26 protein-coding genes and 2 tRNA genes are annotated in these 26953 nt (G+C 65.3%); 18 read left to right on the forward strand and 10 right to left on the reverse strand.

Features of this window, described 5'->3' with window-relative positions; genetic code table 11:
* Window positions 1–8: 8 nt before the first annotated feature.
* On the reverse strand, window positions 9–1040 hold the full coding sequence (locus EUV02_RS06820; RefSeq protein WP_341533710.1) for a complex I NDUFA9 subunit family protein: 1032 nt from the start codon (window positions 1038–1040) through the stop codon (window positions 9–11).
* Between the two features lie 85 nt (window positions 1041–1125).
* Here EUV02_RS06820 and EUV02_RS06825 point away from each other — a divergent pair.
* Together EUV02_RS06825 and EUV02_RS15630 are read left to right on the forward strand one after the other, a co-directional pair.
* Window positions 1126–1212: transfer RNA gene (locus EUV02_RS06825), tRNA-Leu, on the forward strand.
* 173 nt (window positions 1213–1385) lie between these two features.
* A complete protein-coding gene (locus tag EUV02_RS15630) occupies window positions 1386–1658 on the forward strand; it encodes a hypothetical protein (RefSeq protein ID WP_166430545.1) in 273 nt (90 codons plus the stop codon).
* Between the two features lie 28 nt (window positions 1659–1686).
* Here the strand turns inward: EUV02_RS15630 and EUV02_RS06830 are convergent, their stop codons facing one another.
* Together EUV02_RS06830 and EUV02_RS06835 are read right to left on the reverse strand one after the other, a co-directional pair.
* On the reverse strand, window positions 1687–2514 hold the full coding sequence (locus EUV02_RS06830) for an SDR family oxidoreductase (RefSeq protein ID WP_135245510.1): 828 nt from the start codon (window positions 2512–2514) through the stop codon (window positions 1687–1689).
* Window positions 2515–2743: 229 nt separating this feature from the next.
* Window positions 2744–3571 carry an SDR family oxidoreductase gene (locus tag EUV02_RS06835; RefSeq protein WP_135245511.1) on the reverse strand — a complete coding sequence of 276 codons (828 nt, stop codon included), beginning with the start codon at window positions 3569–3571 and terminating at the stop codon, window positions 2744–2746.
* Between the two features lie 124 nt (window positions 3572–3695).
* On the opposite strand from EUV02_RS06835, the gene EUV02_RS06840 reads away from it, so the two are divergent.
* Complete coding sequence (locus tag EUV02_RS06840; RefSeq protein WP_135245512.1) at window positions 3696–4589, forward strand: LysR family transcriptional regulator; 894 nt, start codon at window positions 3696–3698, stop codon at window positions 4587–4589.
* Window positions 4590–4783: 194 nt separating this feature from the next.
* On the opposite strand, the gene EUV02_RS06845 is transcribed toward EUV02_RS06840, so the two are convergent.
* From EUV02_RS06845 to EUV02_RS06855, 3 genes are read right to left on the reverse strand one after another with little or no spacing between them, the layout of a single operon-like run.
* Window positions 4784–6127 carry an MATE family efflux transporter gene (locus tag EUV02_RS06845; protein WP_166430546.1) on the reverse strand — a complete coding sequence of 448 codons (1344 nt, stop codon included), beginning with the start codon at window positions 6125–6127 and terminating at the stop codon, window positions 4784–4786.
* Window positions 6128–6183: 56 nt separating this feature from the next.
* Window positions 6184–6978 (reverse strand): SDR family NAD(P)-dependent oxidoreductase, encoded by a 795-nt coding sequence (locus tag EUV02_RS06850; RefSeq protein WP_135245514.1) that lies wholly within the window; start codon window positions 6976–6978, stop codon window positions 6184–6186.
* A 24-nt stretch (window positions 6979–7002) separates the two neighbouring features.
* On the reverse strand, window positions 7003–7431 hold the full coding sequence (locus tag EUV02_RS06855; protein ID WP_135245515.1) for a tautomerase family protein: 429 nt from the start codon (window positions 7429–7431) through the stop codon (window positions 7003–7005).
* A 142-nt stretch (window positions 7432–7573) separates the two neighbouring features.
* On the opposite strand from EUV02_RS06855, the gene EUV02_RS06860 reads away from it, so the two are divergent.
* The 6 genes from EUV02_RS06860 to rpmG all read left to right on the forward strand — a co-directional run bounded on the left by EUV02_RS06860 (window position 7574) and on the right by rpmG (window position 15940).
* Window positions 7574–8524, forward strand: coding sequence for a GlxA family transcriptional regulator (locus tag EUV02_RS06860; RefSeq protein WP_135245516.1), 951 nt, complete (start codon window positions 7574–7576; stop codon window positions 8522–8524).
* Window positions 8525–8970: 446 nt separating this feature from the next.
* Window positions 8971–9759 carry an SDR family oxidoreductase gene (locus tag EUV02_RS06865; RefSeq protein WP_135245517.1) on the forward strand — a complete coding sequence of 263 codons (789 nt, stop codon included), beginning with the start codon at window positions 8971–8973 and terminating at the stop codon, window positions 9757–9759.
* A gap of 108 nt (window positions 9760–9867) precedes the next feature.
* Window positions 9868–12480 (forward strand): type I DNA topoisomerase, encoded by a 2613-nt coding sequence (gene topA / locus EUV02_RS06870; RefSeq protein WP_135245518.1) that lies wholly within the window; start codon window positions 9868–9870, stop codon window positions 12478–12480.
* A complete protein-coding gene (locus EUV02_RS06875) occupies window positions 12477–13283 on the forward strand; it encodes an arginase family protein (RefSeq protein WP_135245519.1) in 807 nt (268 codons plus the stop codon). Before topA ends, EUV02_RS06875 begins: the two co-directional genes overlap by 4 nt.
* A gap of 112 nt (window positions 13284–13395) precedes the next feature.
* Window positions 13396–15627, forward strand: a complete 2232-nt coding sequence (locus tag EUV02_RS06880) for a ribonuclease R family protein (RefSeq protein ID WP_135245520.1) — start codon at window positions 13396–13398, stop codon at window positions 15625–15627.
* A 145-nt stretch (window positions 15628–15772) separates the two neighbouring features.
* Complete coding sequence (gene rpmG / locus EUV02_RS06885; RefSeq protein ID WP_135245521.1) at window positions 15773–15940, forward strand: 50S ribosomal protein L33; 168 nt, start codon at window positions 15773–15775, stop codon at window positions 15938–15940.
* A gap of 137 nt (window positions 15941–16077) precedes the next feature.
* Here rpmG and EUV02_RS06890 read toward each other — a convergent pair whose 3' ends face one another.
* Window positions 16078–17001, reverse strand: coding sequence for a diguanylate cyclase (locus EUV02_RS06890; RefSeq protein ID WP_135245522.1), 924 nt, complete (start codon window positions 16999–17001; stop codon window positions 16078–16080).
* A 230-nt stretch (window positions 17002–17231) separates the two neighbouring features.
* Here EUV02_RS06890 and EUV02_RS06895 point away from each other — a divergent pair, with 230 nt between their 5' ends.
* From EUV02_RS06895 to EUV02_RS06915, 5 genes are all read left to right on the forward strand, one after another.
* On the forward strand, window positions 17232–17516 hold the full coding sequence (locus tag EUV02_RS06895) for a DUF3572 family protein (RefSeq protein ID WP_135245523.1): 285 nt from the start codon (window positions 17232–17234) through the stop codon (window positions 17514–17516).
* 2 nt (window positions 17517–17518) lie between these two features.
* Window positions 17519–18130, forward strand: coding sequence for an HAD family hydrolase (locus EUV02_RS06900; RefSeq protein ID WP_135245524.1), 612 nt, complete (start codon window positions 17519–17521; stop codon window positions 18128–18130).
* Between the two features lie 3 nt (window positions 18131–18133).
* Window positions 18134–18598: a RidA family protein gene (locus EUV02_RS06905; RefSeq protein WP_135245525.1), complete on the forward strand. Its 465-nt coding sequence runs from the start codon at window positions 18134–18136 to the stop codon at window positions 18596–18598.
* Window positions 18588–19727: a GNAT family N-acetyltransferase gene (locus EUV02_RS06910; RefSeq protein WP_135245526.1), complete on the forward strand. Its 1140-nt coding sequence runs from the start codon at window positions 18588–18590 to the stop codon at window positions 19725–19727. Before EUV02_RS06905 ends, EUV02_RS06910 begins: the two co-directional genes overlap by 11 nt.
* A gap of 122 nt (window positions 19728–19849) precedes the next feature.
* Window positions 19850–19926, forward strand: a tRNA-Pro gene (locus tag EUV02_RS06915).
* A 45-nt stretch (window positions 19927–19971) separates the two neighbouring features.
* Here the strand turns inward: EUV02_RS06915 and EUV02_RS06920 are convergent.
* The 3 genes from EUV02_RS06920 to panC are packed head-to-tail and all read right to left on the reverse strand — an operon-like array spanning window position 19972 to window position 23179.
* Window positions 19972–20508, reverse strand: coding sequence for a GNAT family N-acetyltransferase (locus EUV02_RS06920; protein WP_341533704.1), 537 nt, complete (start codon window positions 20506–20508; stop codon window positions 19972–19974).
* A complete protein-coding gene (locus tag EUV02_RS06925) occupies window positions 20463–22280 on the reverse strand; it encodes a hypothetical protein (RefSeq protein WP_135245527.1) in 1818 nt (605 codons plus the stop codon). Before EUV02_RS06925 ends, EUV02_RS06920 begins: the two co-directional genes overlap by 46 nt.
* Complete coding sequence (gene panC / locus EUV02_RS06930) at window positions 22277–23179, reverse strand: pantoate--beta-alanine ligase (protein ID WP_135245528.1); 903 nt, start codon at window positions 23177–23179, stop codon at window positions 22277–22279. Before panC ends, EUV02_RS06925 begins: the two co-directional genes overlap by 4 nt.
* An 87-nt stretch (window positions 23180–23266) precedes the next feature.
* Here panC and EUV02_RS06935 point away from each other — a divergent pair, with 87 nt between their 5' ends.
* From EUV02_RS06935 to EUV02_RS15635, 4 genes are all read left to right on the forward strand, one after another.
* Entirely contained in the window at window positions 23267–24097 is an 831-nt protein-coding gene (locus EUV02_RS06935; RefSeq protein WP_135245529.1) for a division plane positioning ATPase MipZ, read from the forward strand.
* A gap of 3 nt (window positions 24098–24100) precedes the next feature.
* On the forward strand, window positions 24101–24514 hold the full coding sequence (locus tag EUV02_RS06940; RefSeq protein ID WP_135245530.1) for a J domain-containing protein: 414 nt from the start codon (window positions 24101–24103) through the stop codon (window positions 24512–24514).
* 45 nt (window positions 24515–24559) lie between these two features.
* Complete coding sequence (gene pgmG, locus EUV02_RS06945; protein WP_135245531.1) at window positions 24560–25939, forward strand: phosphoglucomutase/phosphomannomutase PgmG; 1380 nt, start codon at window positions 24560–24562, stop codon at window positions 25937–25939.
* A gap of 113 nt (window positions 25940–26052) precedes the next feature.
* On the forward strand, window positions 26053–26892 hold the full coding sequence (locus EUV02_RS15635; RefSeq protein WP_166430547.1) for a phasin family protein: 840 nt from the start codon (window positions 26053–26055) through the stop codon (window positions 26890–26892).
* Window positions 26893–26953: the final 61 nt, after the last annotated feature.

A 26953-nucleotide genomic window follows, 5' to 3' on the forward strand; every position in this document is an offset into this window, starting at 1 on the left:
TGGAAAAATCAGGCGGCGCGGTCGCGGTGGAAGCGCCCGGCGGTACGGAATCGTTCGAGATAACCCGGCGCAATCGCTTCCATCGGCGTCGGATCGATGCCGAATTCGGCGAGCCCCGGCAGCACCGCGACATTGTCCGACTGAAGCATCAGCCACTGGTCATAGGTCATCGGCATGCCGGGCAGCACCTTGCCGAGTTGCGCCATCGCCTTGGCGGCAAACGGCGGAATATCGACGAGCGGCTTGTCGATGCGGATTTCCTTGAGGATCCACGCCAGCAGCGCCCGGAATGTGTACACGCGCGGCCCGCCGAGGTCGTAGGTCTTGCCGCCAAAGCGCGCCGGATCGGCGAGCGCCACAACAATCGCACGCGCTACGTCGCGCACGTAAACCGGCTGGAACTTCGTATCGCCGGCGATCACCGGCATCACCGGCAGGCTGCGTGCCAGCCCGGCAAAGCGGTTGAGGAACGCATCTTCGGGGCCGTAGACGATTGACGGGCGCACGATCGTCGCCACGGGCAGCAGCTTGCGCACCGCGGCTTCGCCGTCGCCCTTGCTGCGGGCATATTGCGCCGGCGAATCGCTCGCTGCACCGATGGCCGAGACATGGACGAAAGCTTCGACGCCGGCGTGGGCGGCCGCTCGCGCCACGGCAGCGGCGCCAAGGTGCTGGACCGAATCGAACTTCTGGCCGCTTTCATCGAGGATGCCGACTAGATTGACGCCGAGCGTCGCGCCGTCAAAGGCCTGCGCCAGCGACGCCGGGCTGCGCACATCGGCGCTAATAATTTCGATCTGCCCCAATGAACCCAATGGCTTGAGGAACAGCGCCGCGGGCTCGTTGCGCACGACGACGCGAATCCGCACGCCGGTGCGCGCCAGTTCTTGGACAAGATAGCGGCCGATGAAACCCGAACCGCCGACAATGACTGCCAGCCCGTCGGGACCCAGGCGGCGCGTGTCGAACAACTGCATTCGAAACCCTTTTGCACGTGCGCCGAACAGCCCCGGCGCGTCGGAGCCGTCATGGCGCAACACGCGTGACAAGACAATGTCTGTTGATTTGCCGCACACCGGTTGACAAGCCGACGCGACCTGCGTAACCCGCCGCACTCGCAACCGTGCCCAGGTGGCGGAATTGGTAGACGCGCCAGCTTCAGGTGCTGGTATTGGAAACGATGTGAAGGTTCGAGTCCTTTCCTGGGCACCATTCCCCCGACCGTTAGCGTCCGGGAATGATCGCAAAAACCAAGAAAATCAGGTAGTTTAGTCCTCACGTTAACCGCTCACGGTTGCCGGTGTTCGCCAGCAATCGGGAAAATCTGGGGGCTTTTTCGGGGCCTTTTTCTGGAAGGGCAGTCCGCGAAACGAATGGGGGGCGACATGGCACTCACCGATACAGCGGTTCGGCTCGCCAAGGCTGGAGCTATCGACTGGAAGCTCGCCGACGAAAAGGCACCATTAATTTCTGTTTACCACAATCACTCAGGCTTGTGCCTAGCGCCCAGCCACGACGGCAATGACCGCACTGGGGCAGGTTGCGGAATGGCAAGTATCGGCTTGAAAGGGGCGAAAGCTGTCACTGGCCAGCTTCGGCGTTCGAGGACGGATCGCCATGCTATTTGTTCCACCTGCATTCGTCGGGTGCTGATTTAGCGGCATCCTACGACGGATGGCGGCTCGATCATTTCGGTGCAAGCTCGCCGAAAAAGAATGAAGCGGTGACGCCGCCATCCATCAGAAAATCGCTGCCGGTAATGAAGGCGCCGTCGTCACTCATCAACAGCGCGCCGACCGTGCCGACCTCGTCCGGCGTGCCCGCGCGGCCTGCCGGTGAAAGCTGCAGCATTCGCCTGTATCCGTCGCCGCGCGGCCCCGACAGCTCGTCGTTGGCAAGCGGCGTGATGATTATACCCGGACTGATGGCATTGAGCCGCGCACCGCGCTTTCCCCAGCGAAGCGCCTCGGCCATGACCCGCAGCGCATTGCCGCGCTTGGATATCTGATAGGCGTTGAGCGGATCAGTTACCTTGTCGGGGGCCAGCATCGGTAACGCCAGCAGGTCCTCCGTCGGCGTCGTGGCCAACGCCTTGTTCTGTTCCGGTGTCAACGCCGGCAGACGATGACCCGACTGCGATGCGATGACGACGCCAGATCCGCCATCGGAAATGACGTTGCCGAACAATTCGAGGACCAGTGCGGTGCCATAGAGATCGACACGGAGGATCGTCGCCGGCGCAGCCTGCGAAGGTGACAAACCCGCTGCGTGAATAACGCCGGTCACGGTACCGATGCGGGTGGCGGTCTCGACCAAGGCCTCGACCGAACGCCGCAAGGATATGTCCACGGTCGCCGTGCTGACCGCGAAGCCGGCATTTTCAAGCACCTTGGCATCTGCGTCAGCTGCATTGTGGCTGATGTCGGCGAGCAGGACATGCTTGCCCGAGCCTACCCGCCGGGCGATGGCCGGGCCGATTGATCCGGCACCGATAACGACGATAACCTTGGTCATTGCTGCGCCTCTCCCGCGCCGTAATCGGCGTCGCTGACATGCTGTATCCAGCCCACCGCGCGCCGCGAATGATGCGGATCTCCTCTGCCCTGTCAGGACAATTGCGGTAGATCGATGCGAAGCTCATTGTACACAGACCTAGGGCGGAGACGGTGCGCACGCTGAGTTCGCGAGTTTTCATCAAAATCTTCGGAGGTGGTTGGTTCGACAAGGCTGCGACGACATTGACTCATGCGGGAGTAGGCAGTTTGCCCGCGCGCATCGCCGCGATCACGCCGCCGTCGATCAGCAAGTCGCTGCCGGTTATGAAGCCCGCTTCAGGGCCGAGCAGGAAAGCGGCCACCACGGCAATCTCTTCGGGCGGCGCCATGCGTTGCGATGGCGATGCAGCGATCATGGCGCGGTAGCCATTGCCGATCGGCGAGTTCAGCTCGAGCTGTGCCAGTGGCGTCATGACGATTCCCGGGCTGATCGAATTGACGCGGGCGCCACGCGCGCCCCAGCTTATCGCCGCCGCCTGCACGCGCAGATGATTGGCACGCTTTGCGATCATGTAGCCGACCATCGAATTGGGCACCTCCTTGATGAAGGGCAGCGCCAGCAACTCATCAGCGGGAAGGTGCGCCAATGCCGCTTCCTGTTCCTTCGGCAACGGGCGCATCATGTGACCGGCCATGCTCGAGACGATAAGGCCCGCACCGCCCGGTGCGATCACGCGTTCGAACTCCTCGAACACGACGGCCGATCCGTATAAATCGACTTCGAGCACCTTCTCCGGCGGCGCCATGTTGGGTGATAGCCCGGCGGTGTTGATCACTTGCATGACAGTGCCGAGCGCCGCGGCTGCGTCGGCCAGTGCGCGAACTGAAGCCCGTGACGACACGTCGACGAGCTGCGTCTCGACGGTGTAGCTGGCGGCCCGCATGTCGGTGGCGACCGACTGCAGGGTGGCGTCGTTGATATCGGCGAGCAGTACAGTTCTGCCGAAGCCCTGCCGCCGGGCGATTGCATTTCCGATGCCGCCTGCGCCGATGACGACAATCACGTCTTTTGACATTCTGGTTCTCCACACTCGCAGTGGTCGTTGCGACCTTGCTCTGCTGACGGGAGGAGATTTAGCAGGTGGCCCTTTCAGTCATTAGGCGCTAAGTTTTGCATAAGGTTATACTAGTAGCTTATTAATGCGACGCGAGGAACTCGGCGATTTGGCGGTCTTCCTCGCGGTGGCCGAGGCGCGGAGTTTTACGCGTGCAGCAGCCAAGCTCGGGACATCGCAGTCCGCGATAAGCCAAATCGTGCGTCGCCTCGAAGCCGGCATGGGAGTGAAGTTACTCACCCGAAATACCCGCAACGTCGCGCCGACGGATGCAGGCGAACAGCTCGTCCAGACGCTCCGCCCGGCGTTCGATGACATCGATGCCAGGTTATCGGCATTGAGCGCGTTGCGGGAGCGTCCATCGGGAACGGTGCGCATCACCTCGAGCCGCCATGCCGCCGAGACGATCCTCTGGCCGAATGTCCGGCGGTTGCTCGAGGACTATCCCGATGTGAAAGTCGAAATCTCGGTCGATGGCCACCTGACCGACATCATCGGTGATCGCTTCGATGCCGGGGTGCGCCTGGGTGAACAGATTGCCAAGGATATGATTGCCGTGCCGATCGGCGGCGAATTACGCATGGCAGTGGTCGGCGCGCCGTCCTATTTCGCGACGCATGGCCAACCGCGAACGCCGCAGGATCTGACCAACCATCGCTGCATCAACATTCGCTTGCCGACCCAGGGGGGGCTTTACGCGTGGGAGTTCGGACACAACGGCCGCGACCTCAACGTGCGCGTAGATGGACCATTGATCCTCAATGACGTCCGGATGATCCTGACCGCAGCGGCCGAAGGTGTCGGGCTGGCCTGTGTCATGGAGGATCAGGCCGCCGCCTATCTGTCGAGTGGCCAATTGGTGCGCGTCCTTGAAGATTGGTGCCCACCGTTCGCCGGTTATCACCTCTACTATCCGGACCGGCGCCAGCTGCCGCCAGCCTTCAGCCTCCTCGTATCGGCTCTGCGCCGTCGCGGGTGAGGTTGCTTGAACAACACCAATCGAGCGGCAGGATGTGGGCGTGCGGCTAAAGTGTTCAAGCCGCTTCCGGCAGCGACCTAGATGCAGAATGGCGCGTTGTTGGCGACGCCGAAGCCAGCGCGCTGCCGCCAGTCTTCGGGAGCTTTCATCGCTTTGCTGCCAGGGCAGGGCGCACACGCAGGCTCACGCGCGCCTCAGCTACCTGTTTGCCTGAATGTCCGAGCAAGCCCAATGCCGTTAACGATCGCAAAGACGATGGACCCAGCCGCCACAGCCCAGAACGCGGCTGCCAGATCGAACCCGGCAGTGACAATGGCATAGGCGCCGCCGGCGGTGATCAACAGGCGCATTAATGCGGCCAGAAATGCCGCGCGCATCTGACCGCGCCCTTGGGCTGCAAAGTAGAAAATCAGCCCGGCGCCGGCAAAACCATAAAATGGTCCGTTGACCTGCAGATAGTCCCGGCCCCAGGCCAACGGCGCTGGTTCATCGGTGAAGAGCGTAATCCAGGCGTCGGGCGCGAAGGCGAGCGTCAGGCCCAACAGGGTGGTGACGGCAAAAGCAATCCCGGCCGCCAATCGTATGACCTGTCCGGCACGCTCGTCATGGCCGGCGCCCGACGCAGCGGCGACCATCGTCACCACACCGCTACCAAGCCCGAACATCAGCGGCACCAGCAGCGAATCAATCCGCGAGGCGATGCCGTAGCCGGCGAGCGCATCCGGCCCGGCCTTGCCGACGACACCGGTCAATCCCACCGCAGTCAGGCTGGTGAGCAGCGTGCCGATGGCGGAAATACCGCCAACTTGCATGATGGCGGCAAAGCCATGACGCTCAAGCCGCGTCCGGCGCAGTACCAGAACGCCACGACCACCAACCAGGTACCGGCAATAGACGCCAAAGGCCGCACCGTAATAGAGCAACGTCGCAATCCCGGCGCCGGCAAGACCAAGGCCGGGGACCGGCCCGGCACCCAGGATCAAAAGCGGCGACAGCGGCACGAGGATTACGGCCCCGGCGAGGCTGACCTTGGCCGGCAAGCGCACCTCGCCGGCGCCGCGCATCGCCGCCGCCATCAAGTTGACCACCCAGATCAACGGCGCGCCGCCGAACACCCAAGCCGAAAAAGTGAGGGCATAGGTGAGCGAAGCGCCTTCGGCGCCAATGCCGGCGTAAAGTCGCGGGCCGGCAGCAAAAGCGGTGACGGCAAACAGCATACCGAACGCCAGCGCGATCACGACCGCATGGGTCAGCAAGGCGTTGGCATCGTCACGCCGCCCCGCGCCGAGCGCTCGCGAAACGGCCGACGAGACCCCGCCGCCAATACCGCCGTTGCTCATCGTACCCATCAGGATGAACAGCGGCAGCACCACAGCCACCCCTGCAATGGCGGCTGTCCCCAGCCTGCTGACCCAATAGGCTTCAAGGATAGAGACAAAGGTCTGCGCCGCAATCACCACCAGCACCGGAACGGTGAGCCGGGCGAGCGTCGGCATGATCGGCCCATCGATGATGCCGGTCATTCGCGCAGTTGTCATCGAGCTGTCCTGTCCGTTCATGGGTCGAGCGGGCGCTGTCGGGGCCGCCGACGAAGTTACCCGACGCGGTACCGTGAGGCCACCGCACCCGAACCGATTTCCGCCATGAACGCCTTGCGCGCGGTTTCGATCGTATCCCAGGTCGCGAGATTTTCGAGACTTGGTATCGTCACCGTTTCACCGGCATCAAGCCCGGCAAGTGCCGCGTCAACGAGCTGATCGGCGCTGATGAAACTACTGTCAGGAAATATCGAGTCGCTGAGGCCCTGCGACGTGAAGAACTCGGTCCGGATCGGCCCGGGCATCACCGCCTGAACGCGCACCGCAGTGTCGGCATATTCAAACGCCAGCGACCGGGTGAAATTGAGCACATAGGCCTTCGAACCGCTATAGACCGCGCCCGATGGCGAGGGTGCCAGTGCCATCACCGAAGCGATGTTGACCAGCGTCCCCGCGCCCTGCTCGCGGAATCGCGCCAGCGCCGCATGCGAAAGCCGAGTCAGCGCGACAATGTTGAGCTTGATCGTGCGCTCGAGCGCGTCGGCGCTGACCGCCGCCAGTGACCCCAGCCCACCGGCGCCGGCGTTGTTGACCAGAATCGACAGCTGGCCATTGCCGACTGCGGCCTCGACTTCGGCCAACCCGGCGGAGGTTTCGAGGTCGGCGACAAGCGTCGTGACGTCCGCACCATATTGCGCGCGCAACCGTGCCGCGAGTGCGTCGAGCCGGTCACCGCGCCGCGCAACAATCAGCAGTGCATGGCCGCGTGTTGCAAGCCGGTCGGCATAGACGGCGCCGATACCAGACGATGCACCGGTTACTACCGCGCGGCCGGGAATGATCGATGACATGCGAAACTCCTGTGGCTTTGTGGCTCAGGGGTGCGTGCGCGGTGATGCGCGGTTTTCCGCCATCCAGCGCTTTTCGTCTTCGGTGCCTTCGCGTGGCGGGAAGTACCCCTGGATCGTCCACAGCTCGAACGGCGTCTCGTCGACGTGCATCTCCCAATCGTATCCGCGGTCGGCAATCCACGGCGCCAGCACGGTGTTGATATGTTCGAAAAACCGCGTCTTGCGGTCGTCCGATGCGAAGCTGCGCGCGATATGATCGACCCAGATGCGGACAAAGCGCGGATGCGGCTCGCCGCCGATGTAGAAATTGTCCGCCTCGACTGCCTGGAACACCACGCCGACGTAGAATTTGGGCATGACACGCCCATAAACCGCGGTCAGCGCGCGGGCGATCGCCTGCTTGTCGTCGGCCGTGAATGCGTCGACCGGATGATAGATTTTCCAGAGTGGCATGATGCGGTTCCTTGTTGCGGCTGATCTCGACTTGCGTGGAGTATCGCTAGCGGCACTGGCCAATGGCGCAAATGACGTATAAACGTCATTTTGAGACATCATTGCAGCCAAGCGGCAGACGAACGCCGAAGGGAGGGTCGCCATGCAAGCCATCGGGCTGATTGTCGAAGACGATTTCCAGGTCATGGGACTGGCAACGCTGTCGGCGTTCGAATTCGCCAATGCGGTGCTGCACCGCGAGGCCTATCGCGTCACGGTGATGTCCGAAAATCCCGGGTTGGTCCGGGCGTCAATCGGGTTGGCGATCGAGACGGCGCCGCTTGGTGACATGCCCGATACGCTGGTGCTTATCGGTCAATTGCGACCAAGGCCGACCAGCGCGGCGCTGCGCGACTATCTCGTGCGGGCGGGCGTCGAGGCGCGTCGTATTGCCGGCATTTGCACCGGCGCCTTCGCGCTCGCTGCGGCTGGACTGCTCGACGGCCGCGCGGCAACGACGCACTGGGGCCATGCGCGCACGCTGCAGGATCGCTTCCCGCGCGTGCGCGTCGATGCCGACAAGATCTTCATCGTCGATGGCAAGATCTGGACATCGGCGGGCATGACGGCGGGGATCGATCTCGCGCTCGCCTTGATCGAAGAGGATCATGGCAGCGAGGTCGCGCGCAACGTCGCGCGGCGCCTGGTGGTCTATCATCGCCGGCCCGGCGGCCAATCGCAGTTTTCGACCTTGCTCGAACTCGAGCCACGCTCCGACCGGGTCCGTCGCGCGCTGATCTACGCCAAGGAAAATCTGGCAAACCCGCTATCGGTCGATGAACTCGCCGCTGCCGCCAGCCTGAGCCCGCGCCAGTTCAGCCGCCTCTTCCGCGACGAGACCGGCCAGTCACCGGCCAAGGCCGTCGAGCAATTGCGCATCGAAGCTGCGCGCATCCTGATCAAGGACGGGCGCCACCCGCTCGACACCATTGCGCGCGATGCCGGCTTTGCCGACCGCAACCGCATGCGCCGTGCCTTCATCCGCAGCTACGGCCACCCGCCACTCAGCCTGCGCCGCAGCCTAAGGCTAATCGACGGCGTTCGCGGCGGCTGAGACAATGACTGCTTTCGGGCATGGTGCGATCACCGTCGAACGACCGGAATGGGGCGCGATGCGGTCATTGGGCCGACACAACTAGTTGCGTCGACTTACGCGGCGATAACCTGAAGAGGCGAGGAGCTGGGGTAGGGGATGGTAATCTCCCAATGATTACAGTGCCCAGTTTTGTCTCGTTTGGGGCACCATTCCCCCGACCGTTAGCGTCCAGGAATGATTGCAAAAATGAAGCAAATCAGGTCGTTTCTTCCCGGCGCTAGCCGTGCGCGCTGGGCACGCACCGAGACTGCCCCCCCCAACTTCCATCTCGCAGGCGATCACGATTAGCTGCGCACGATCTGGTTCAACGCCTTTGCCCGCTTGCCTGTGGCGTTCATCCTTGAATGTCGGCAAGATGCAAGCAGCGCGGGAGCCGCGTCGACCAACTTTGCACGGGAATTGTAATGGATACGACCAGCCTGTTTCGCCTCGACGGCCGCGTTGCGCTGGTCACCGGCGGCAGTCGCGGCATCGGCAAGATGATCGCCGAAGGCTTCATCGCGCAGGGGGCCAAGGTCTATATCTCGTCGCGCAAGCCGGAGGCGTGCGAAGCCACCGCCGCCGAGCTTGGCCCGAACTGCATTGCGTTGCCGCAGGATGTATCGAAGGTGGAGGGCTGCCGCGCGCTCGCCGCACAGTTTGCCGAACATGAACCCAGGCTCGACATTCTGGTCAATAACGCCGGTGCCGCCTGGGGCGCACCGTTCGAGGAGTTCCCCGAAAGCGGCTGGGACAAGGTGATGGACCTCAACGTCAAGTCGCCGTTCTTCCTGATGCAGGCGCTGCACGCCGCGTTGAAGGCGTCGGGCACGCGCGCGCAGCCGGCCAAGATCATCAACATCACCTCGATCGACGGCCAGCGCCTCAATCCGGGCGAAACCTATAGCTATCACGCGTCGAAATCGGCGCTGATCTATCTGACCAAGCGCATGGCCGCGCGGCTGGTGCGCGACTGCATCAACGTTACCTCGATCGCGCCGGGCGCGTTCGCCAGCGAAATGAACCGTGCGGCGCGCGATCATGGCGATACCATCGCCAAGGGCATCCCGGCCCGACGCATCGGCGTCGACGAGGACATGGCCGGCGCCGCGATCTACCTCGCCAGCCGCGCTGGCGACTATGTTATCGGCGAAACCATCACCGTCGATGGCGGGCTGGTCAACGCCAGCCTGGGGGCAGGCTTCGACGCCTGACCGGCTGCTGCGGACCGTTGCAGCCGTTGCGGCTTGCGCACCACCCCTTGCCACGTCCTATATAAAGCGCGTAGGGCCCCCGCGCTTGGACTGGCCCGGAGTGCGTACATGGATGTCGTGATCGTCGAATCGCCGGCGAAGGCCAAAACGATCAACAAATACCTCGGCTCGAACTACACGGTTCTGGCGAGCTACGGCCATGTCCGCGATTTGCCGGCCAAGGACGGCTCGGTTGACACCAACGATGATTTCGCGATGAAGTGGGAGCTGTACGGTGACAAGGCGCGCCAGCTCAAGGCCATTGCCGACGAACTCAAGCACGCCGACCGCGTTATCCTCGCCACCGATCCGGATCGCGAGGGCGAGGCGATTTCGTGGCATCTGCTCGAATGGCTCAAGGGCAAGAAAGCTGTGCCCAAGGGCGGGGCAACGCGCGTCACCTTCAACGAGATTACCAAGTCGGCGATCCTCGCGGCGATGGAAAAGCCCCGCGACATCGACATGGATCTGGTCGATGCCTATCTGGCGCGCCGCGCGCTCGACTATCTCGTCGGCTTCAACCTGTCGCCGGTGCTGTGGCGCAAGCTGCCCGGCGCCAAGTCGGCGGGACGCGTGCAATCGGTAGCGCTGCGGCTGGTTGTCGACCGCGAGCGCGAAATCGAATCGTTCATCAACCGCGAATACTGGACCGTCGAAGCCGATATGGTCTCGGCCGGTGGCAGCCCGTTCAGCGCACGGCTGTCGTTCTGGAACGGCAGGAAGCTGACGCAGTTCGATCTGTCGAACGAGCAGGACGCCCGCCGCGCGCAGGCCGATGTGCAGGCTGGCGTCTACAAAATCAGCGCCGTCGAGACCAAGCCGGCGACGCGCAACCCGTTCCCGCCGTTCACCACGTCGACGTTGCAGCAGGAAGCCTCACGCAAGCTCGGCTTCACCGCCAGCCACACGATGCGCGTGGCCCAAGCGCTCTACGAAGAGGGCGCCATCACCTATATGCGGACCGACGGCGTCCAGATGGCGGGCGAGGCGATTGCCGCCGCGCGCGACATGATCGCCAAGACCTTCGGCGCCGGCCCCGACGTGCTGCCCGAAAAGCCGCGCATCTACACCACCAAGGCGAAGAACGCGCAGGAAGCGCATGAGGCGATCCGCCCGACCGATCTCGCCAAGGCGCACCACGGCAGTGGCGACAACGGCAAGCTGTACGAACTGATCTGGAAGCGCACCATCGCCAGCCAGATGGCCAGCGCGCGACTGGAACGCACCGCGGTCGATCTCGCCGCCGCCGACGGCAAGACGCAGCTGCGCGCCACCGGCCAGGTCGTGCTCAGCCCCGGCTTCCTCGCGGTTTATACCGAGACAGTCGAAGATGTCCGCAAGGGTGACGAAGCCGAAGATGACAGCCGCCGCCTGCCGCGCCTGACGCAGGGCGAGACGGCGCAAGTCAAGGAGGCCACCGCCGACCAGCATTTCACCGAGCCGCCACCGCGCTTTTCCGAAGCCTCGCTGGTCAAGCGCCTCGAAGAACTCGGCATCGGCCGACCGTCAACCTATGCGTCGATTTTGCAGACGCTGCGCGACCGCGCTTACGTCCGCATCGAAAAGAACCGCTTCTATGCCGAGGAAAAGGGCCGGCTGGTCACAGCGTTTCTCGAACGCTTCTTCGAAAAATACGTCAGCTATGACTTCACCGCCGACCTCGAAACGCGGCTCGACGATGTGTCGGCGGGCAGCCTCGCCTACAAGACCGTGCTCGCCGAATTCTGGAAGGACTTTGAGCCCAAGACCAAGGAAATCCTCGAGCTGCGCCCGTCCGACGTGACGGTGGCGCTCGACGAATTCCTCGCGCCGTTCCTGTTCCCGCCGAAGGCCGACGGCAGCGACCCGCGCGTCTGCCCGACGTGCGGCACCGGCCGGCTGTCGATGCGCACGGGCAAGTTCGGCGCGTTCATCAGCTGCTCGAACTATCCCGAATGTCGCTACACGCGCCAGTTCGGCGAAAATGCCGACGCCAACGGGGCCACCAGCGGCCCCGTCGACATCGGCATTGATCCGGTGACCGGCGAAAAGATCACGCTGCGGTCGGGACGCTTTGGCGCCTATCTGCAGCGCGGCGAAGACGGCGCCAAGGGCGACCCCAAGCCGCCGCGCGCCTCGATCCCCAAGGACGTCAGCGTCGCCGGCCCTGACGATATCGAAATGGCGCTCAAGCTGCTGTCGCTGCCGCGCGAAATCGGCCTGCACCCCGAAACCGGCGACAAGATTACCGCTAGCATCGGCCGCTACGGGCCGTATCTGGCGCACGCGGGTAAATATGCGCGGCTGGCCTCGACCGTCGAAGTGTTCGAGACCGGCATGAACGCCGCCGTCGTCAAGCTCGCCGAAGCTGCCGCCAACCCTGGCCGCGCGCGCAACGCCCCGTCTGCGCTGCTCGAACTCGGCGCACATCCGGTGTCGGGCGCGGCCATCAAGCTGATGTCGGGGCGCTTCGGGCCGTACATCACCGACGGCACCACCAACGCCAATGTGCCCAAGGGCAGCGACGGCATGGCGCTGACGCTCGACGAAGCCGCCGCGCTGATCGACGCACGCGCGGCCGCCGGCCCGTCGAAGGGCAAGCGCAAGGTGGCCAAAAAGTCCGCGGTCAAGAAACCCGCCGCTAAGAAGCCCGCCGCGAAGAAAAAGGCCCCGGCCAAGAAAGCCGCCAAGCCCGCCGCATGAGCCGGATCGCGCTGATCGGCCTGCCGAGCGACGCCAACAGCAGCTTCCTGCGCGGCGCCGCTGCGGCACCGGCGGCAATCCGCGCCGCGCTGTTTTCGCCGCACGGCAACAGTGCCGCCGAAAACGGCTTCGAACTGGGTCGCGAGATCGTCATCGACGACGGCGGTGACCTGCCGCTCGCAAACCGCATCGCCGATAACGCCGCCGATGACGCGGCCATCGCCGCCGCCGTCACCGCCGCGACCGTACGCGGGTGCGTGCCGCTGCTGCTCGGTGGCGACCATGCGGTGACCTTTCCGGTCGTGGCCGCGCTGGCGGCGGTGCACGGCCCGCTGACCATCCTGCATATCGACGCGCACCCCGACCTCTACGACGATTTCGAAGCCAATCCGCGCAGCCATGCGTCGCCGTTCGCCCGCATCATGGAGGCCGGTCACGCCAAGCGGCTGGTGCAAGTCGGCATCCGCACCGCGAACGCCCACCAGCGCGCGCAGGCAGCGCGCTTCGGCGTGGAAGTCGTCCCGATGCGCGATTTCAGCGTATCGGCGGTCCCGCGCCTCGACGGGCCGCTGTACATTTCAATCGACCTCGACGGGCTCGATCCGGCGTTTGCACCCGGCGTGTCGCACCATGAACCCGGCGGGCTGTCGGTGCGCGAATTGCTCGACATTTTGCAGGGCATCGACGTGCCGGTCGTCGGCGCCGATGTCGTCGAATACAACCCCGACCGCGATGTGAACGGGGTGACCGCAATCGTCGCGGCAAAGCTGGTCAAAGAAATTGCCGCGTTGATGGCGCGATAGGCCTCCGGCGGGCAGGGGCTTGCCCCTGCACCCGATTCCAAAATGGGTGCAGGCCTCAGGCCTGCCCGCCGGAGGCCCTGTTCGTCGTGCCCGTAATCGCGCATAACGCGGCATGCATCGCAAAACCCACTCTACCGGCCTGCCGACACCCGACCAGGTGCTCGATTTCATCGCGCGCACGCCGTCGGCGGTGGGCAAGCGCGATATTGCCAAAGCTTTCGGGCTGCACGGTGCCGACAAGATCGCGTTGAAGGCGTTGCTCAAGGACATGGCCGATGCCGGGCAGCTTGAGGTCGGCGCCGGGCGGACGGTGCATAAGGGTGGCGGTTTGCCCAAGGTAGCGGTGTTGCGGGTGATTGAGGCGGGCGACGACGGCGCTGTCGGCGTGCCCGACAATTGGAGCCAGCCGACACCGCCGCCACGCGTGCGGATCAGCGAGCGGCGGCCGGCGAAGGGCGCGCGCCATGCGGCGCTCGGCGTCAACGACCGCGTGCTGGCGCGCATCGAGGAAGCCGGCAGCGGCTACCGCGCCTTCCCGATGAAGACGCTGGCGAAAACCGACGAATTCGTACTTGGCATCCTGCGCCGCGAGGCCGGCGGCATCCGCCTGGTGCCGGTCGACAAGCGCGCGCGCAGCGACCTTGCGGTGCTCGATGCCGGTGGCGCGCAGGTCGGTGACCTGGTGCTTGCCGAGCCGTCGGGCCGCCCGCCGCGCCAGCATGCGCGCGTGGTCGAAATCCTCGGCGATCCGTTTGCGCCGCGTAGTTTCTCAATGATTGCCATCCACGCCAAGGGCATCCCGCAGCGTTTCCCCGACGAAGCAATTGCCGAGGCCGAGGCGGTGGCAAAGCAGGAGCTCGGCAAGCGCGAGGACCTGCGCGCATTGCCGTTCCTGACCATCGACCCCGCCGACGCGCGCGACCATGACGATGCCGTCTGGGCCGCGCCGGACGATGACGCCGCCAACGCCGGCGGTTGGAAAGCCATCGTCGCGATTGCCGACGTGTCCTACTACGTTCGCCCCGGCACCGCGCTCGACAAGTCGGCGCGCGAGCGCGGCAATTCGGTGTATTTCCCCGACCGCGTCGTGCCGATGCTGCCCGAAGTCCTGTCGGCGGACGCCTGCTCGCTGGTCGAAAACGCCGACCGCGCCGTGCTCGCCTGCCATCTAACCTTCGCGCCCGACGGCAAGCTACTGGCGCACCGCTTCACCCGCGCCACCATCCGCTGCGTTGCCAACATCGCCTATGAAGAGGCGCAAGCCACGCACGATGCCGGCACCGGAACCTGGGCCGACGTGTTGAAGCCACTATGGGGCGCCTGGGGCGCGCTCGCCAAGGCCCGCGCCGCCCGTGCGCCGCTCGATCTCGACTTGCCCGAACGCCGGGTCGAGCTCGACGAGACCGGCAAGATTGTCGCGATCGTCCTGCGCGAGCAGCTCGACGCGCACCGGCTCATCGAAGACTTCATGATTGCCGCGAACGTTGCCGCCGCACTGGCGCTCGAAGCCAAGAAAACCGTCTGCATGTACCGCGTCCATGAAACCCCGGGCCGCGAGAAGCTCGTGGCGCTCAAGGACTATCTCGAAACCTTCGGCCTGTCGTTCGCGCTCGGCCAGGTCATGCAGCCGCGCACCTTCAACGGCATCCTGACCGCCGTCAAAGGTACCGAAAGCGCGCAGCAGATCAGCGAGCAGGTGCTGCGCACGCAGACCCAAGCCTATTACTCGCCCGAAAACAAAGGCCATTTCGGGCTGGCGCTCGGCAGCTACGGCCATTTCACCTCGCCGATCCGCCGCTACGCCGACCTTGTCGTCCACCGCGCGCTGGTGCGGGCCTACAAGCTCGGCGACGGCGGCTTGAGCGACGAGGCCGCCAAGGTCATCGGCCGCACCGCCGAACACATCTCGATGACCGAGCGCCGCGCCATGGAGGCCGAGCGCGACACCACCGACCGCTACGTCGCCGCCTATCTGAACACGCGGCTCGGCGAAACCGTCGCGGCACGCATCACCGGCGTCCAGCGCTTCGGCTTCTTCGCCACTGTCGTTGGCATCGGCGGCGACGGGCTGGTGCCGGTCTCGACACTCGGCGACGAACGCTTCGTATTCGATGAAGGCACGCACACCCTGGAAGGCATCGAATCGGGGATGCGCTTCGTGCCCGGCCAGCGCCTCGACCTCAAACTCGTCGAAGCCAATGCCATCACCGGATCATTGCGCTTCGAACTTCCGTTGCCCGAAGGCGACGACGGCGCCTCGCGCGCAATGCGCCGCGACCGCGTCAAGATGGGGCGGCGTGCGGGGCAGAGTCGGATCCCCAAGGGTGTAAGACGCGGTAGATGAAGGGCCTCCGGCGGGCAGGCCTGAGGCCTGCACCCGAAATTTAGGCGCGCAACTTGACTTTCGGCGGCGCTTTCGCCAGAGAGCGCGGTCTGTCGCGAAGGCCCGTACCTGAGCGCTCCAATCGATTCGAGTTCAAGGGACCGTCATGGCCAAGCCGACTACCATCAAGATCCGCCTCGTCAGCAGCGCTGACACCGGCTTCTTCTATGTCACCAAGAAGAACCCGCGCACGCAGACCGAGAAGCTGAGCTTCCGCAAGTACGATCCCGTCGTGCGTAAGCACGTCGATTTCAAGGAAGCCAAGATCAAGTAAGCCCGCGCGCGGCACCCGCTGCGCTGCCCGGTCGACCAGCCCCGCCCAGCCCCGCTGAGCGGGGTTTGTCGTTTGTCAAGAATGCCGTCAACAGTCGGGTGCAGGGGTCACCCCTGCCCGCCCGAGGCCCTTCAACTCTACGCGGCCGCCGAAGACCCCGCCGTCTCGACTCGGTTGCGCCCGGCGCGCTTCGCCACGAACAGCGCCGCATCGGCGCGGTGCAGCAGTGCCGGTCCATCGACATCGCCGGGCTCGAGCGCCGCGACGCCGATGCTGACGGTGATTCGCATGTCGGCGGCGTGCGCATCGGTGCCGCCGATCGGGGTCGCCTCGACGGTGGCGCGCAGGCGCTCGGCAATCCGCCGTGCGGTGGCGAGGTCGGTATCGGGCATCACCACCACCAGCTCGTCGCCGCCGTAGCGCACCACCATGTCGCTACCGCGCACGCTGGAGGACAGCCGCGCCGCGACGGCCTGCAGCGCGCGGTCGCCGGCGGCATGACCGAAGCGGTCGTTGACCGGCTTGAACGCATCGATGTCGAGCATCAGCACCACCAGCGGCAACCCGCCGGCGCGCGCGCGCGTTACGATTTCACCGAGTTGGCTGTCGAGATAGCGGCGATTGAACAGCCCGGTCACTGCATCGGTATTGGCGAGCAACTGCGTTGCGCGCGCCTCGGTGCTGATACGGTCGAGCATGCGCTTGCGGCGCAGCAGCGCGGCAGCACGTGCGCGCACCTCACCGCCGTCGATCGGCAGCCCGGCGCAGTCGCTAACGCCCAGGTCGAACGCTTTGATCAGCGCATCGGGCATGTTACGCGGCACCAGCGCCAACACGGGGGTGTCGTTGCTGTGCGCCGCAGCACGCAGCCGCGCCAGCTGGCGCAAATTCTCAAGCCCGGGCTGGTCGAGCGCAACAATAAGCAAGTCGGTACCATGGTCGCGAATGCGAACCGCGGCGTCGGCGGCGCGTACGGCCTCAACCTGCGCAGCGTCGCCAAACAGCATCGCCAGTGTCGAAGCATGATGCTTCGCACCCACAAGCAATATCTTTTCGATCATCGACCCCTCGATGTCACGAGCCGTTTAATTACGCCCGCGTTCAGTTCGACACAATATGATTCGCAATACACGCAAAGCTACGGCACCGCCAAAGACGGGCAACGAACGGGGCAAATGCGGCAAGCCGCCCGCATCCCGAACCATTTGCACGATACAAGTGCATGACAAGTCGCGCCGCCGGGCGCTAAACAATGGTTCGATCAACCCCGAATGCAGAATCGACTATAGCGATGCGAGGTAGCGAAATCGTTAAGGCCGGCAGCGCCGCTGACAGCGAAACGCTGGCATTGCAGGCGCTTGCGTACATTGTCGGCGACACTGCACTCGGGCCGCGGTTTCTCGACCTCACCGGGCTGGACGCCGCGTCGCTGCGCGCCCACGCCGGCGAACGCCATGTGCTCGCCGCCGCGCTGGCCTTCCTCGAAGGCCATGAACCGTCGTTGCTCGCGGCCGCGGCTGCACTTGATATCAAGCCCGCCGCGCTGGTCGCGGCCTCGGCGCAACTGGGAAACTGACCATGGCCACCCGCCCGCTGCTGATCTGCGACTGCGACGAGGTGCTTCTGCATTTCGTCACCCCGTTCACCGGCTATCTGCAATCAGCGCATGACCTGACGCTCAGCATGTCGAGCTTTGCGCTGACCGGCAACGTCCGCCGCGCCAATGGCGAGGCGATCGAGCCGGGCGAATTCCCCGCGCTGCTCAACGGCTTTTTCGATACGCATATGTCGACCCAGACACCGACTCCCGGTGCCGTCGATGCGCTCGCCACGCTGTCGGCGCATGCCGATATCGTCATCCTGACCAATTTGCAGGACCATCACGCCGCCGAACGCACGCACGAACTGGCACGCTTCGGCATGCCCTACCGCGTCATCGGCAACCAGGGGCCCAAGGGCAAGCCGGTCGCCGCGCTGGTTGCGGAATATGGCGCGAAGGACGTGGTGTTCGTCGATGACCTGCCGCCGCACCACAGCTCGGTCAAGGCCGAGGCGCCGCACGTCCACCGGCTGCACATGGTCGCCGATCCGATCCTGTGGCCGCTGATCCCCGCGGCGCCCGATGCCCATGCGCGCATCGACCGCTGGGACGACGCGCTGCCGCACATCCGTTCAATATTGGGAGTATGAGCGATGACCATCGAACAACGCCTTGCTGAACTCGGCATCGTGCTGCCGCACGCCGCTGCCCCTGCCGCCAACTATGTGCCGACGGTGCTGCATGGCGGCCTGCTGCATATTTCGGGGCAGATCCCGTTTGATACCGAAGGCCAGCTGATTCGTGGCCGCATCGGTGATACGATGACGATGAAGGAAGGTGAGGCCGCCGCGCGGCGCTGCGCCGTTGGCCTGCTAGCGCAGATGCAAACCGCGCTGGGTTCGCTCGACAAGGTGCTGCGCGTCGTCAAGCTCGGCGTGTTCGTCAATTCGACCGCCGAGTTCACCGACCACCCCAAGGTCGCCAACGGCGCGTCGGACCTGATGGTCGCGGTGTTCGGCGACGCCGGACGCCACGCGCGCAGCGCCGTCGGTGTTGCCGCACTGCCGCTGGGCGTCGCGGTCGAAGTGGATGCCATCGTCGCGGTCCATGCCGGCTGAACTCAGCGCCTACATCCTGAAATCGGCTAATGCGCTGACCGCGGCGCAGTGGGACGCGTGCGCCGGCACCGGCAACCCGTTCCTGCTGCATAGCTTCTTCACCGCGGTCGAGGACTCGCGCAGCGCCTGCACCGACACCGGCTGGCAACCCGTCCACCTCGTCATCGACGGGCCCGATGGTGCGCCCGCCGCGATTATGCCGAACTATCTCAAAAGCCATAGCCAGGGCGAGTATGTCTTCGACCATGGCTGGGCCGATGCTTGGCACCGCGCCGGCGGCAACTACTACCCGAAGCTGCTCGACGCGGTGCCGTTCACCCCCGCGACTGGCCCGCGGCTGCTACTGCGCGACCCGGCGCTGGCCCCGGCGCTGCTCGCGGCGGCCGAGACACTGACGCGTGCCAACCAGCTGTCATCGGCACACGCCAATTTCATTTGCCCCGAACAGGTCGCCGATTTCGAAGCTGCCGACTGGCTGATCCGCACTGACCAGCAGTTCCACTGGTTCAACGACGGCTATGCCAGCTTCGACGACTTTCTCGCCGCACTGTCATCGCGCAAGCGCAAGACCATCCGCCGCGAACGCAGCGAGGCCCTGGCAAACGGCATCACCGTCGAACACATCACCGGCGCCGACCTGACCGAGGCGCACTGGGACGCGTTCTGGGTGTTCTACCAGGACACCGGCGCGCGAAAGTGGGGCCGGCCGTATCTGACGCGCCAGTTCTTCTCGTTGCTCGGTGAACGCATGGCCGACCGCGTGCTGCTGATGCTGGCCAAGCACGAAGGCCGCTACATCGCCGGCGCACTCAACCTGATCGGCGATGATTGCCTGTACGGCCGCTACTGGGGCGCCACCGTCGAGGTGCCGTTCCTGCATTTCGAACTGTGCTACCACCAGGCCATCGACTGGGCGATCGCCCACGGCCTCGCCCGCGTCGAGGCCGGCGCACAGGGTGCCCACAAACTCGCCCGCGGCTACCGCCCGACCCCGACCTACTCCGCACACTACATCCCCGACCCCGGCTTCCGCGAGGCGGTGGCGCGCTACCTCGAAGCCGAACGCCGCGCGGTCGCGGCGGAGATCGAGGCGCTGGGAGAAATGGCACCGTTCAAACGGGGGGACTGACCTGCCCATCAACCGGGATTGGCGCCCGACAAAAGTCGGGCTATGATCGCTAAATGCGTTCTACCGCACCTCGACCACGACTCGCGCCACCAGAATAAGGCGGGCCGCGCTGTGCCCGCGCTCAGGGTGTAGCTCAGTCCGGTAGAGTCCCGCACTTGGAATGCGGTTGTCGCAGGTTCAAATCCTGTCACCCTGACCACTTTATTTGGTCGCGGCACCCACGGGAAGCGGCGCGTTGTGGCAATTAGTCCAACCCCCAAAATGCCGCCGCGTGGCGCACCTCGCCGGTCGTGACGGGTAGCGCGCCAGAAAGTGGCAGCACCATGAAATTCTCGCCAGCATAGCGCGAGCTAAAGCCGTCGGCGAGCGCGGCGCTGAACCCGAAGCGCGTGTAGTAATCAGGGTCACCGAGGACGAAGATCGCCGTCGCGCCGAATTCGGTCGCGGCGGCGATTGCGGCGCGCACTAGCGCCGCGCCGATACCGCGCCGCTCACACAAGGGGTGCACCGCCAGTGGCGCAAGTGCCAGCGCCATGAACGGCGCACTCATTACCGAGAGCAGCACATGCCCCACGAGTTCGCCGTCTTCTTCGGCGACAATGGCGGCGCAAACGTTGCCCGCGGCGCGCAGCCGTTCGACGAGGATGACTTCGCTGGTGTCGCCGAACGCAGCGGCAGTCATCGCGGCAATCGTGCGTATATCGCTTGGGGTTTCTGGGCGCAGCAGCAGCATTGTCAAGCGGGGATGGCGAGTTTCTTGTCGCTGAAGCTGGTGCGCCATGCCCCCAAGTCGGCGAGCATCGTCACCGCCGCATCCTCGGTCGCCCGTGCGGCGCTGGGCAGTTCGATCGGGCGTTCGCGCAGGCGCAGCGTCGAGCGTTCGAGCGCGTCGGCCGTCTCGGCCGAACGCCGTGCGGCGCCCGCGAAGTCGCCCTGGCCGCGCATGCCGAACACTGCCGACCCGAGCGTCGGCAGCACCGCGGTCAGCACGCCGAGCGGCACCTTGAACGGCAGCAGCCAGTGCGCGTGGGTGATGATCGCCACCATGATCACCAGCCCGGCGATGACCGTGGCGATGAACAGCCGGTTGCCGATCTCGTGGAGGCGATGGTCAAGGTGGTGCATGCGGTGCGCGTTGACATGGTTGTACGAAATCTGCGGATCGACTTCCTCGGCAGCGATGTGTTCGGCGACGGTTTCGAGCGCCGCCTGGTCCTTGAGGCTCGGCGGCGCGCCCATCGCGCGCCACGCGGCGGAGGCATACCAGTCGGTCCAGCGCGCCCAGCCATTGGCGCTGGGGTGCACGGTCATCAGCGGCGTTGCGGCGCCAAGCAGTTTGAGACTGCGCATCGGTCGCAACTGTTCGGCCAGGAAGCGGTAGTCGAGCCAGCAGCGGTGCCATTCGCGGGCGTTGCCGACACGGGTATTGGCGACGACCGCGCCGATCAGCAGCAGCTCGCCGCCGAGCAGCCAGACCTTGGCGGCGGGCAGCACCAGCCCGAGCACCGCCAGCGTCACCGCGATGGCGGCAGCGAAGAAGTTGAACAGGCTGCCCGACCGGTAGGTCTGCGCGTAATAGTCGGCGAGCCGGTCGCTCCAGCTGAATGACCTTTCGAGGCTGTCGAGCGCGGTGCCGGTGTTGATGCCGGCATTGGTCAATGCCTCGCGGTAGGGCAGCCAGTCGGCGCGCGTCGTCGCTTCATAGGGGGCGCTGATGAAGTTCGAGCGGTTCATCTTGCGGACGCCGGCGAGCGCCAGCAGCGCCGGATATTCGACGCGCAGCCGCCATTTGCGCTCGCGTTCGCCGAGGTAGAGTTCGATCGCCTTGAGCTCGGCGGGGTCGCTGGGCGGGGCGAGCAGGTTCGAGACGATGCGCGCGATCGCCAGTGGCTCCAAGGCGCGCTGCGGCACCGAATCGCGGTGCAGCATCGTCGGCGGCAGGCCGTCGAGCCCCGACCACAGCACCTGCGGCGGAATGTCGGGATCGGTCGGGATATGGATGACCGGTACGCCGCGTCGCACCGCATAGTCGATGACGTCGGCCGTGCCGCCGGGGCCGCGCGATGCCTTGCCGTCCCACACCGCGATCAGCACATCGACCTGTGCCACCGTCGCCTCGCCCGCCAGCGCATAGCCGGTGGCGCCGTCGCTGCGGCTGTTGGGCAAATGCCACCAGCTTTCGCACTGGTCGAAAAGTTCGTCGAAGCTGTCGCGCTCCGGGCCCGGCGCAAAGTCGTGGCCGTATTCGGCATGCGCGAACGGCAGCACCGCGTGCAGCCGGTAGCCATGGTCTAGCGCAACGCGCGACGCGAGCTGGTCGGCACCCGCCGCAAGCTGCGACAGCATGACGAGACGCGGTACGGTATCGTGAAACAGATTGGCGTGCTGGCGCCCGACATCGTGCGCGGCATCGGCGATTTCACGCAGCAGTTCGCCGATCAGGATCTCCAGCGGCACCACCCCGGCTGGATCGAGCGCGCGGTGGCCAGTGATGCCGACCGCCAGCCCCAGCACCGGGCGCGGCGGCCCCCCTTGCCCCCCGGCGGCTGTCACGCCGGTCGCACCACGGCAAAATTGTCGATCAGCCGCGTTGCACCGATGATTGCCGCCGCGCACAGTCGTGCCGGTGGCGCACCGGGGTCGAGCCGGTCGAGCGGCTCCAGGCTGGCGGCATCGACGAGCTCGACATAGTCAATCTTGCCGAAGCCGCCGGCGCTCAATGCGGCGCGGGCATCCACCAGCGTCGCCGCAACCGGCGCACCGGCGGTGATGGCAGCGACCGCGCGACCCAGTGCCTGCGGCAGCGCCAACGCGCGCTGGCGGTCTTCGGGGCTTAGGTAGAGGTTTCGCGATGACAGCGCGAGGCCGTCAGCATCGCGTACGATCGGCACGCCATCAACTTCGACGGGCAGATCGAGATCGGCGACGAGCCGCCGGATGATCGCCAGCTGCTGCCAGTCCTTTTCGCCGAACAGTGCCAGGTCGGGTTGCGCCTGCGTTAACAGCTTGGTGACGACGATGCCGACGCCGTCGAAATGCCCCGGCCGCACCGCGCCGCACAGCCCGTCGCCGAGCCGGTCGATCAGCACGCGCGTGCCGAAGCCCGGCGGGTACATGACCTCGACGGTGGGAGCATAGACGAGGTCGCAGCCGACGCTCGCCAGCTTGGCGACATCGCCGGCCTCGTCGCGCGGGTAGCGGTCGAGATCTTCGGCGGGACCGAACTGGCGCGGGTTGACGAAAATCGAGGCGACGACGCGGTCGGCGCGTTCGCGCGCTGCCGTCACCAGCGCGAGATGGCCGGCGTGAAGCGCGCCCATCGTCGGCACCAGCGCGATGCGGCGGTGCGCACTACGCCAGCCGGCGACGCGCGCACGCAGCTCGCTGACCGAGCGGACTATGGGGAGGGATTGTGACAAATGTTTCTCCGCAACACCGGCTTTGGCGCACATGACGCGCCGCATCAATTGACTATTTGGCATCCGTGTCCGAAACACCGCGCGACTAATCAAGGCTTAAGTTCGGGGGGCGTACCCAAAATGTCGGAAAATGCAGCAAGTGACGCACCGCCGGCCCGCGCACATCACATCGTGCTGGGCAATGAAAAAGGCGGCTCGGGCAAGTCGACGACGGCGATGCACATTGCCGTGGCGCTGACCTATGCCGGCTTCAAGGTGGGCGTCATCGACCTCGATGCCCGCCAGTCGACGGTGGCACGCTACCTCGAAAACCGCGCAGCTTTCGCCAAACGCCGCGATGTCACGCTGGTGGCGCCCGATGTCGCGGTCATCCCCGACCTCGATCCTGCCACCGACCCGGCGGCGCTGGCGGCGCAGCTGGCGGCGTGGGCCGGGTATGACTTCATCGTCATCGACACCCCGGGGCGCGATTCGGCGCTGGGGCGCGCAGCGCTTGCGGTAGCCGATACGGTGGTGACCCCAATGAACGATAGCTTCGTAGATTTCGACCTGATCGGCCAGGTCGACATGGATAGCTACAAGGTCAAGAAGCCGAGCTTCTACGCCGAGATGATCTGGGATGCCCGCAAGGCCCGCGCCCGCACCGATGGCGGCACCGTCGATTGGGTGGTCCTGCGCAACCGCTTGTCGACGCTTGACGCGCGCAACACGCGGCGCGTCGGCGGAGCGCTCGAGGAACTGGCCAAGCGCGTCGGTTTCCGCGTCGTGCCGGGCCTGTCCGAACGAGTCATCTTCCGCGAACTTTTCCCGCGCGGGCTTACGCTTCTCGACATGGCGGTGCTCGAGGATTTCTCGTTAAGCCATGTCGCGGCGCGTGCCGAATTGCGCGCGCTGGTCACCGCACTGGCGCTGCCGCGCTGGGATGCGCACGCCGCCCCGCAAGCCGCCTGAGCCATGCTCATCGCGCTGCTGCTCGCGCTCGGCCTGGCGTGGTGGATGCACCAGCGCGGCGAGCTGCTGCCCAATCTGCAACGTGTGCTCATCGGCGGCGGGCTGGCGCTGCTGGCGCTGCGCATGCTCGAAACCGGGCGCATCGGCTTTGCGGTGCTCGTCGGCGCTGGTGCGGCGTTGTGGTGGTTCGGCCAGCCGAGGCTGGCGACGCAACGCGATGGCGCGCGCCGCGCTGCCGATCTCGCCGCGGCACGCGCGCTGCTCGGCGTCGGCCCCGACGCCAATGCCGCGACGATTCGCACCGCGTGGCGGCTGCAGATTGCCAGCGCGCATCCCGATGCCGGCGGTGATGTCGAGCTGGCGACAAAACTGACCGCAGCGCGCGACCTGTTGCTCGGTCAGCTTGCGAACGACTGACGCTTTGCTTTAGGGGAGGCCCAGCTTTCCCCCCGGAGCCCGATCATGACGCACAATTTCGACCCCACCACGCTGCGCGAATATGACATTCGCGGCATCATCGGCAAAACGCTGGGGGAAGCCGACGCCGCCGCCATCGGCCGCAGCTTCGGCACCCGTGTCCGCCGCAACGGTGGCAAGCGCGTCGCGGTGGGCTTTGATGGCCGGCTGTCGTCGCCGGGTCTCGAAGCCGCGCTGGTCGAAGGGCTCAATGCGGTGGGAATCGATGCGGTGCGCGTCGGCGTCGGGCCGACGCCGATGCTGTACTACGCGGTCTATGAACTGGGCTGCGACGGCGGCGTGATGATCACCGGCTCGCACAATCCGCCCGACTATAACGGCTTCAAGATGATGCTCGGCCACAAACCGTTCTTCGGCGCCGACATCCGCGACCTTGGCGTGCTGGCAGCCAGCGGCGACTGGGAAACCGGCGCCGGCGGCAGCGCGCATGTCGACATCATGGACCGCTATGTCGACCGGCTGGTGCAGGGCTATGACGCCAAGCCGTTCAACATCGCCTGGGACTGCGGCAACGGCGTCGCCGGGCCGGTGATCGAGCGGCTCGTAAAGCGGCTGCCCGGCAAGCACATAACGATGTTCACCGATGTCGATGGCAACTTCCCCAACCATCATCCCGATCCGACCGATGAAGCCAATCTTGAAGACCTCAAGCGCGTTGTTGCCGAAAACGGCCTCGACTTCGGGCTGGCGTTCGACGGCGACGGTGACCGCCTCGGCGCGATCGATTCGCAGGGCCGCGTTGTCTGGGGCGACCAGCTGCTCGGTATCCTGGCCGAACCGGTATTGAAAGAGCTGCCCGGCGCGACGATCATTGGTGACGTCAAGGCGAGCCGCGCGCTGTTCGACCGCATCGCCGAACTCGGCGGCACGCCGCTGATGTGGAAGACCGGTCACAGCCACATCAAGGCCAAGATGCAGGAAATCGGCGCACCGCTGGCCGGCGAAATGAGCGGCCACATCTTTTTCAAGCACGACTATTACGGCTTCGATGACGGCATCTATGCAGCTGTCCGCCTGATCCGCGCGGTCAGTGCGCTCGGCGGCTCACTGACGGCGCTCAAGGACGCGATGCCGGTGATGATCAACACGCCCGAACTGCGCTTTCCGTGCTCGGAAGAGCGCAAGTTCATCGTCATCGATGAAGTGCTGGCACGGCTTGCCGCGAGCGGTGCCACCGTCGACCGCACCGACGGCGCTCGCGTCACCACCGCCGATGGCTGGTGGCTGCTGCGCGCATCGAACACGCAGGACGTACTGGTGGCGCGCGCCGAAGCCGGCAATGAAGCCGCCCTCGGGCGGCTGATGGCGCAGATCAATGAGGCGCTCGCGGCATCGGGTGTTGCGGCGGTCAACGCCGGACACTAAGGGTCGCGCAGCTATTTTGCTGCACTGCAACATTTCCATCTTGAAACCGTCATGCAGTGCGATTATGTTGCACTGCAGCAAGACCTGTGGGTCGCTGGAATATGGAGATGAAAATGGACGATTCGATGAAGCCGACCGAAACTGCAACCGTCGTGACCCCGGTCGTGCCGGCGCCTGCCGCTGTCGTTGCCGCGCCCGTAGCTGCTAAGCCGGTCGTGACGATCAAGACGATTGCTGCCGCACCAGCCGCCAAGAAGCCGGCTGCCAAGAAGGCCCCCGCCAAGGTTGCCGCGAAGGTCGCCGCCAAGCCGGTCGCCAAGCCCGCCGCCAAAAAGGTTGCCGCCAAGAAGGTCGCTGCCAAGAAGATTGTTGCGTCCAAGCCTGCCGCTGCCAAGACCGCTGTCACTTCGACGCCGGTTTTCGCCAACCTGATCAACCGCGTTAAGAAGGAAACCACGATGGCCACCACCAAGATCGAAACCACCGCTGAAACCGTCAAGGCGAAGTTCGCCGAAGGCGTCGAAACGATGACCGCGCAGTCGAAGGCCGCTTTCGAGCAGGCATCGACCAAGGCACGCGAAGCGCTCGACAAGGGCGTCAAGGGCCTCGAAGAATACAACAGCATGAACCGCGACAACGTCGAAGCGATCATGGCTTCGGGCCGCATCGCCGCCAAGGGCTTCGAAACCATCGGCAAGCACATCGCCGAAGTGTCGAAGAAGAACTGGGAAGCCAACGTCTCGGCATTCAAGTCGCTCAGCGGCCTGAAGAGCCCGACCGAAGTGTTCAAGTTCCAGAGCGATTTCGCCAAGTCGCAGTTCGACGTCGCTGTTGCTGACTTCTCGAAGCTGACCGAAACCGTCGTCAAGCTCGCCGGTGAAGTCGCCGAGCCGATCCAGAACCGCGTTGCGCTGACCGTCGACAAGGTGGCCAAGAGCGTCGCTGCCAAGTAAGCTGGCAACGCACTGAACGCATGAGCGGGCGGGGGGCAACCTCCGCCCGCTTTCGTGTGTA

It is taken from the genome of Glacieibacterium arshaanense (assembly GCF_004681125.1).
GTDB lineage: Bacteria > Pseudomonadota > Alphaproteobacteria > Sphingomonadales > Sphingomonadaceae > Polymorphobacter_A > Polymorphobacter_A arshaanense.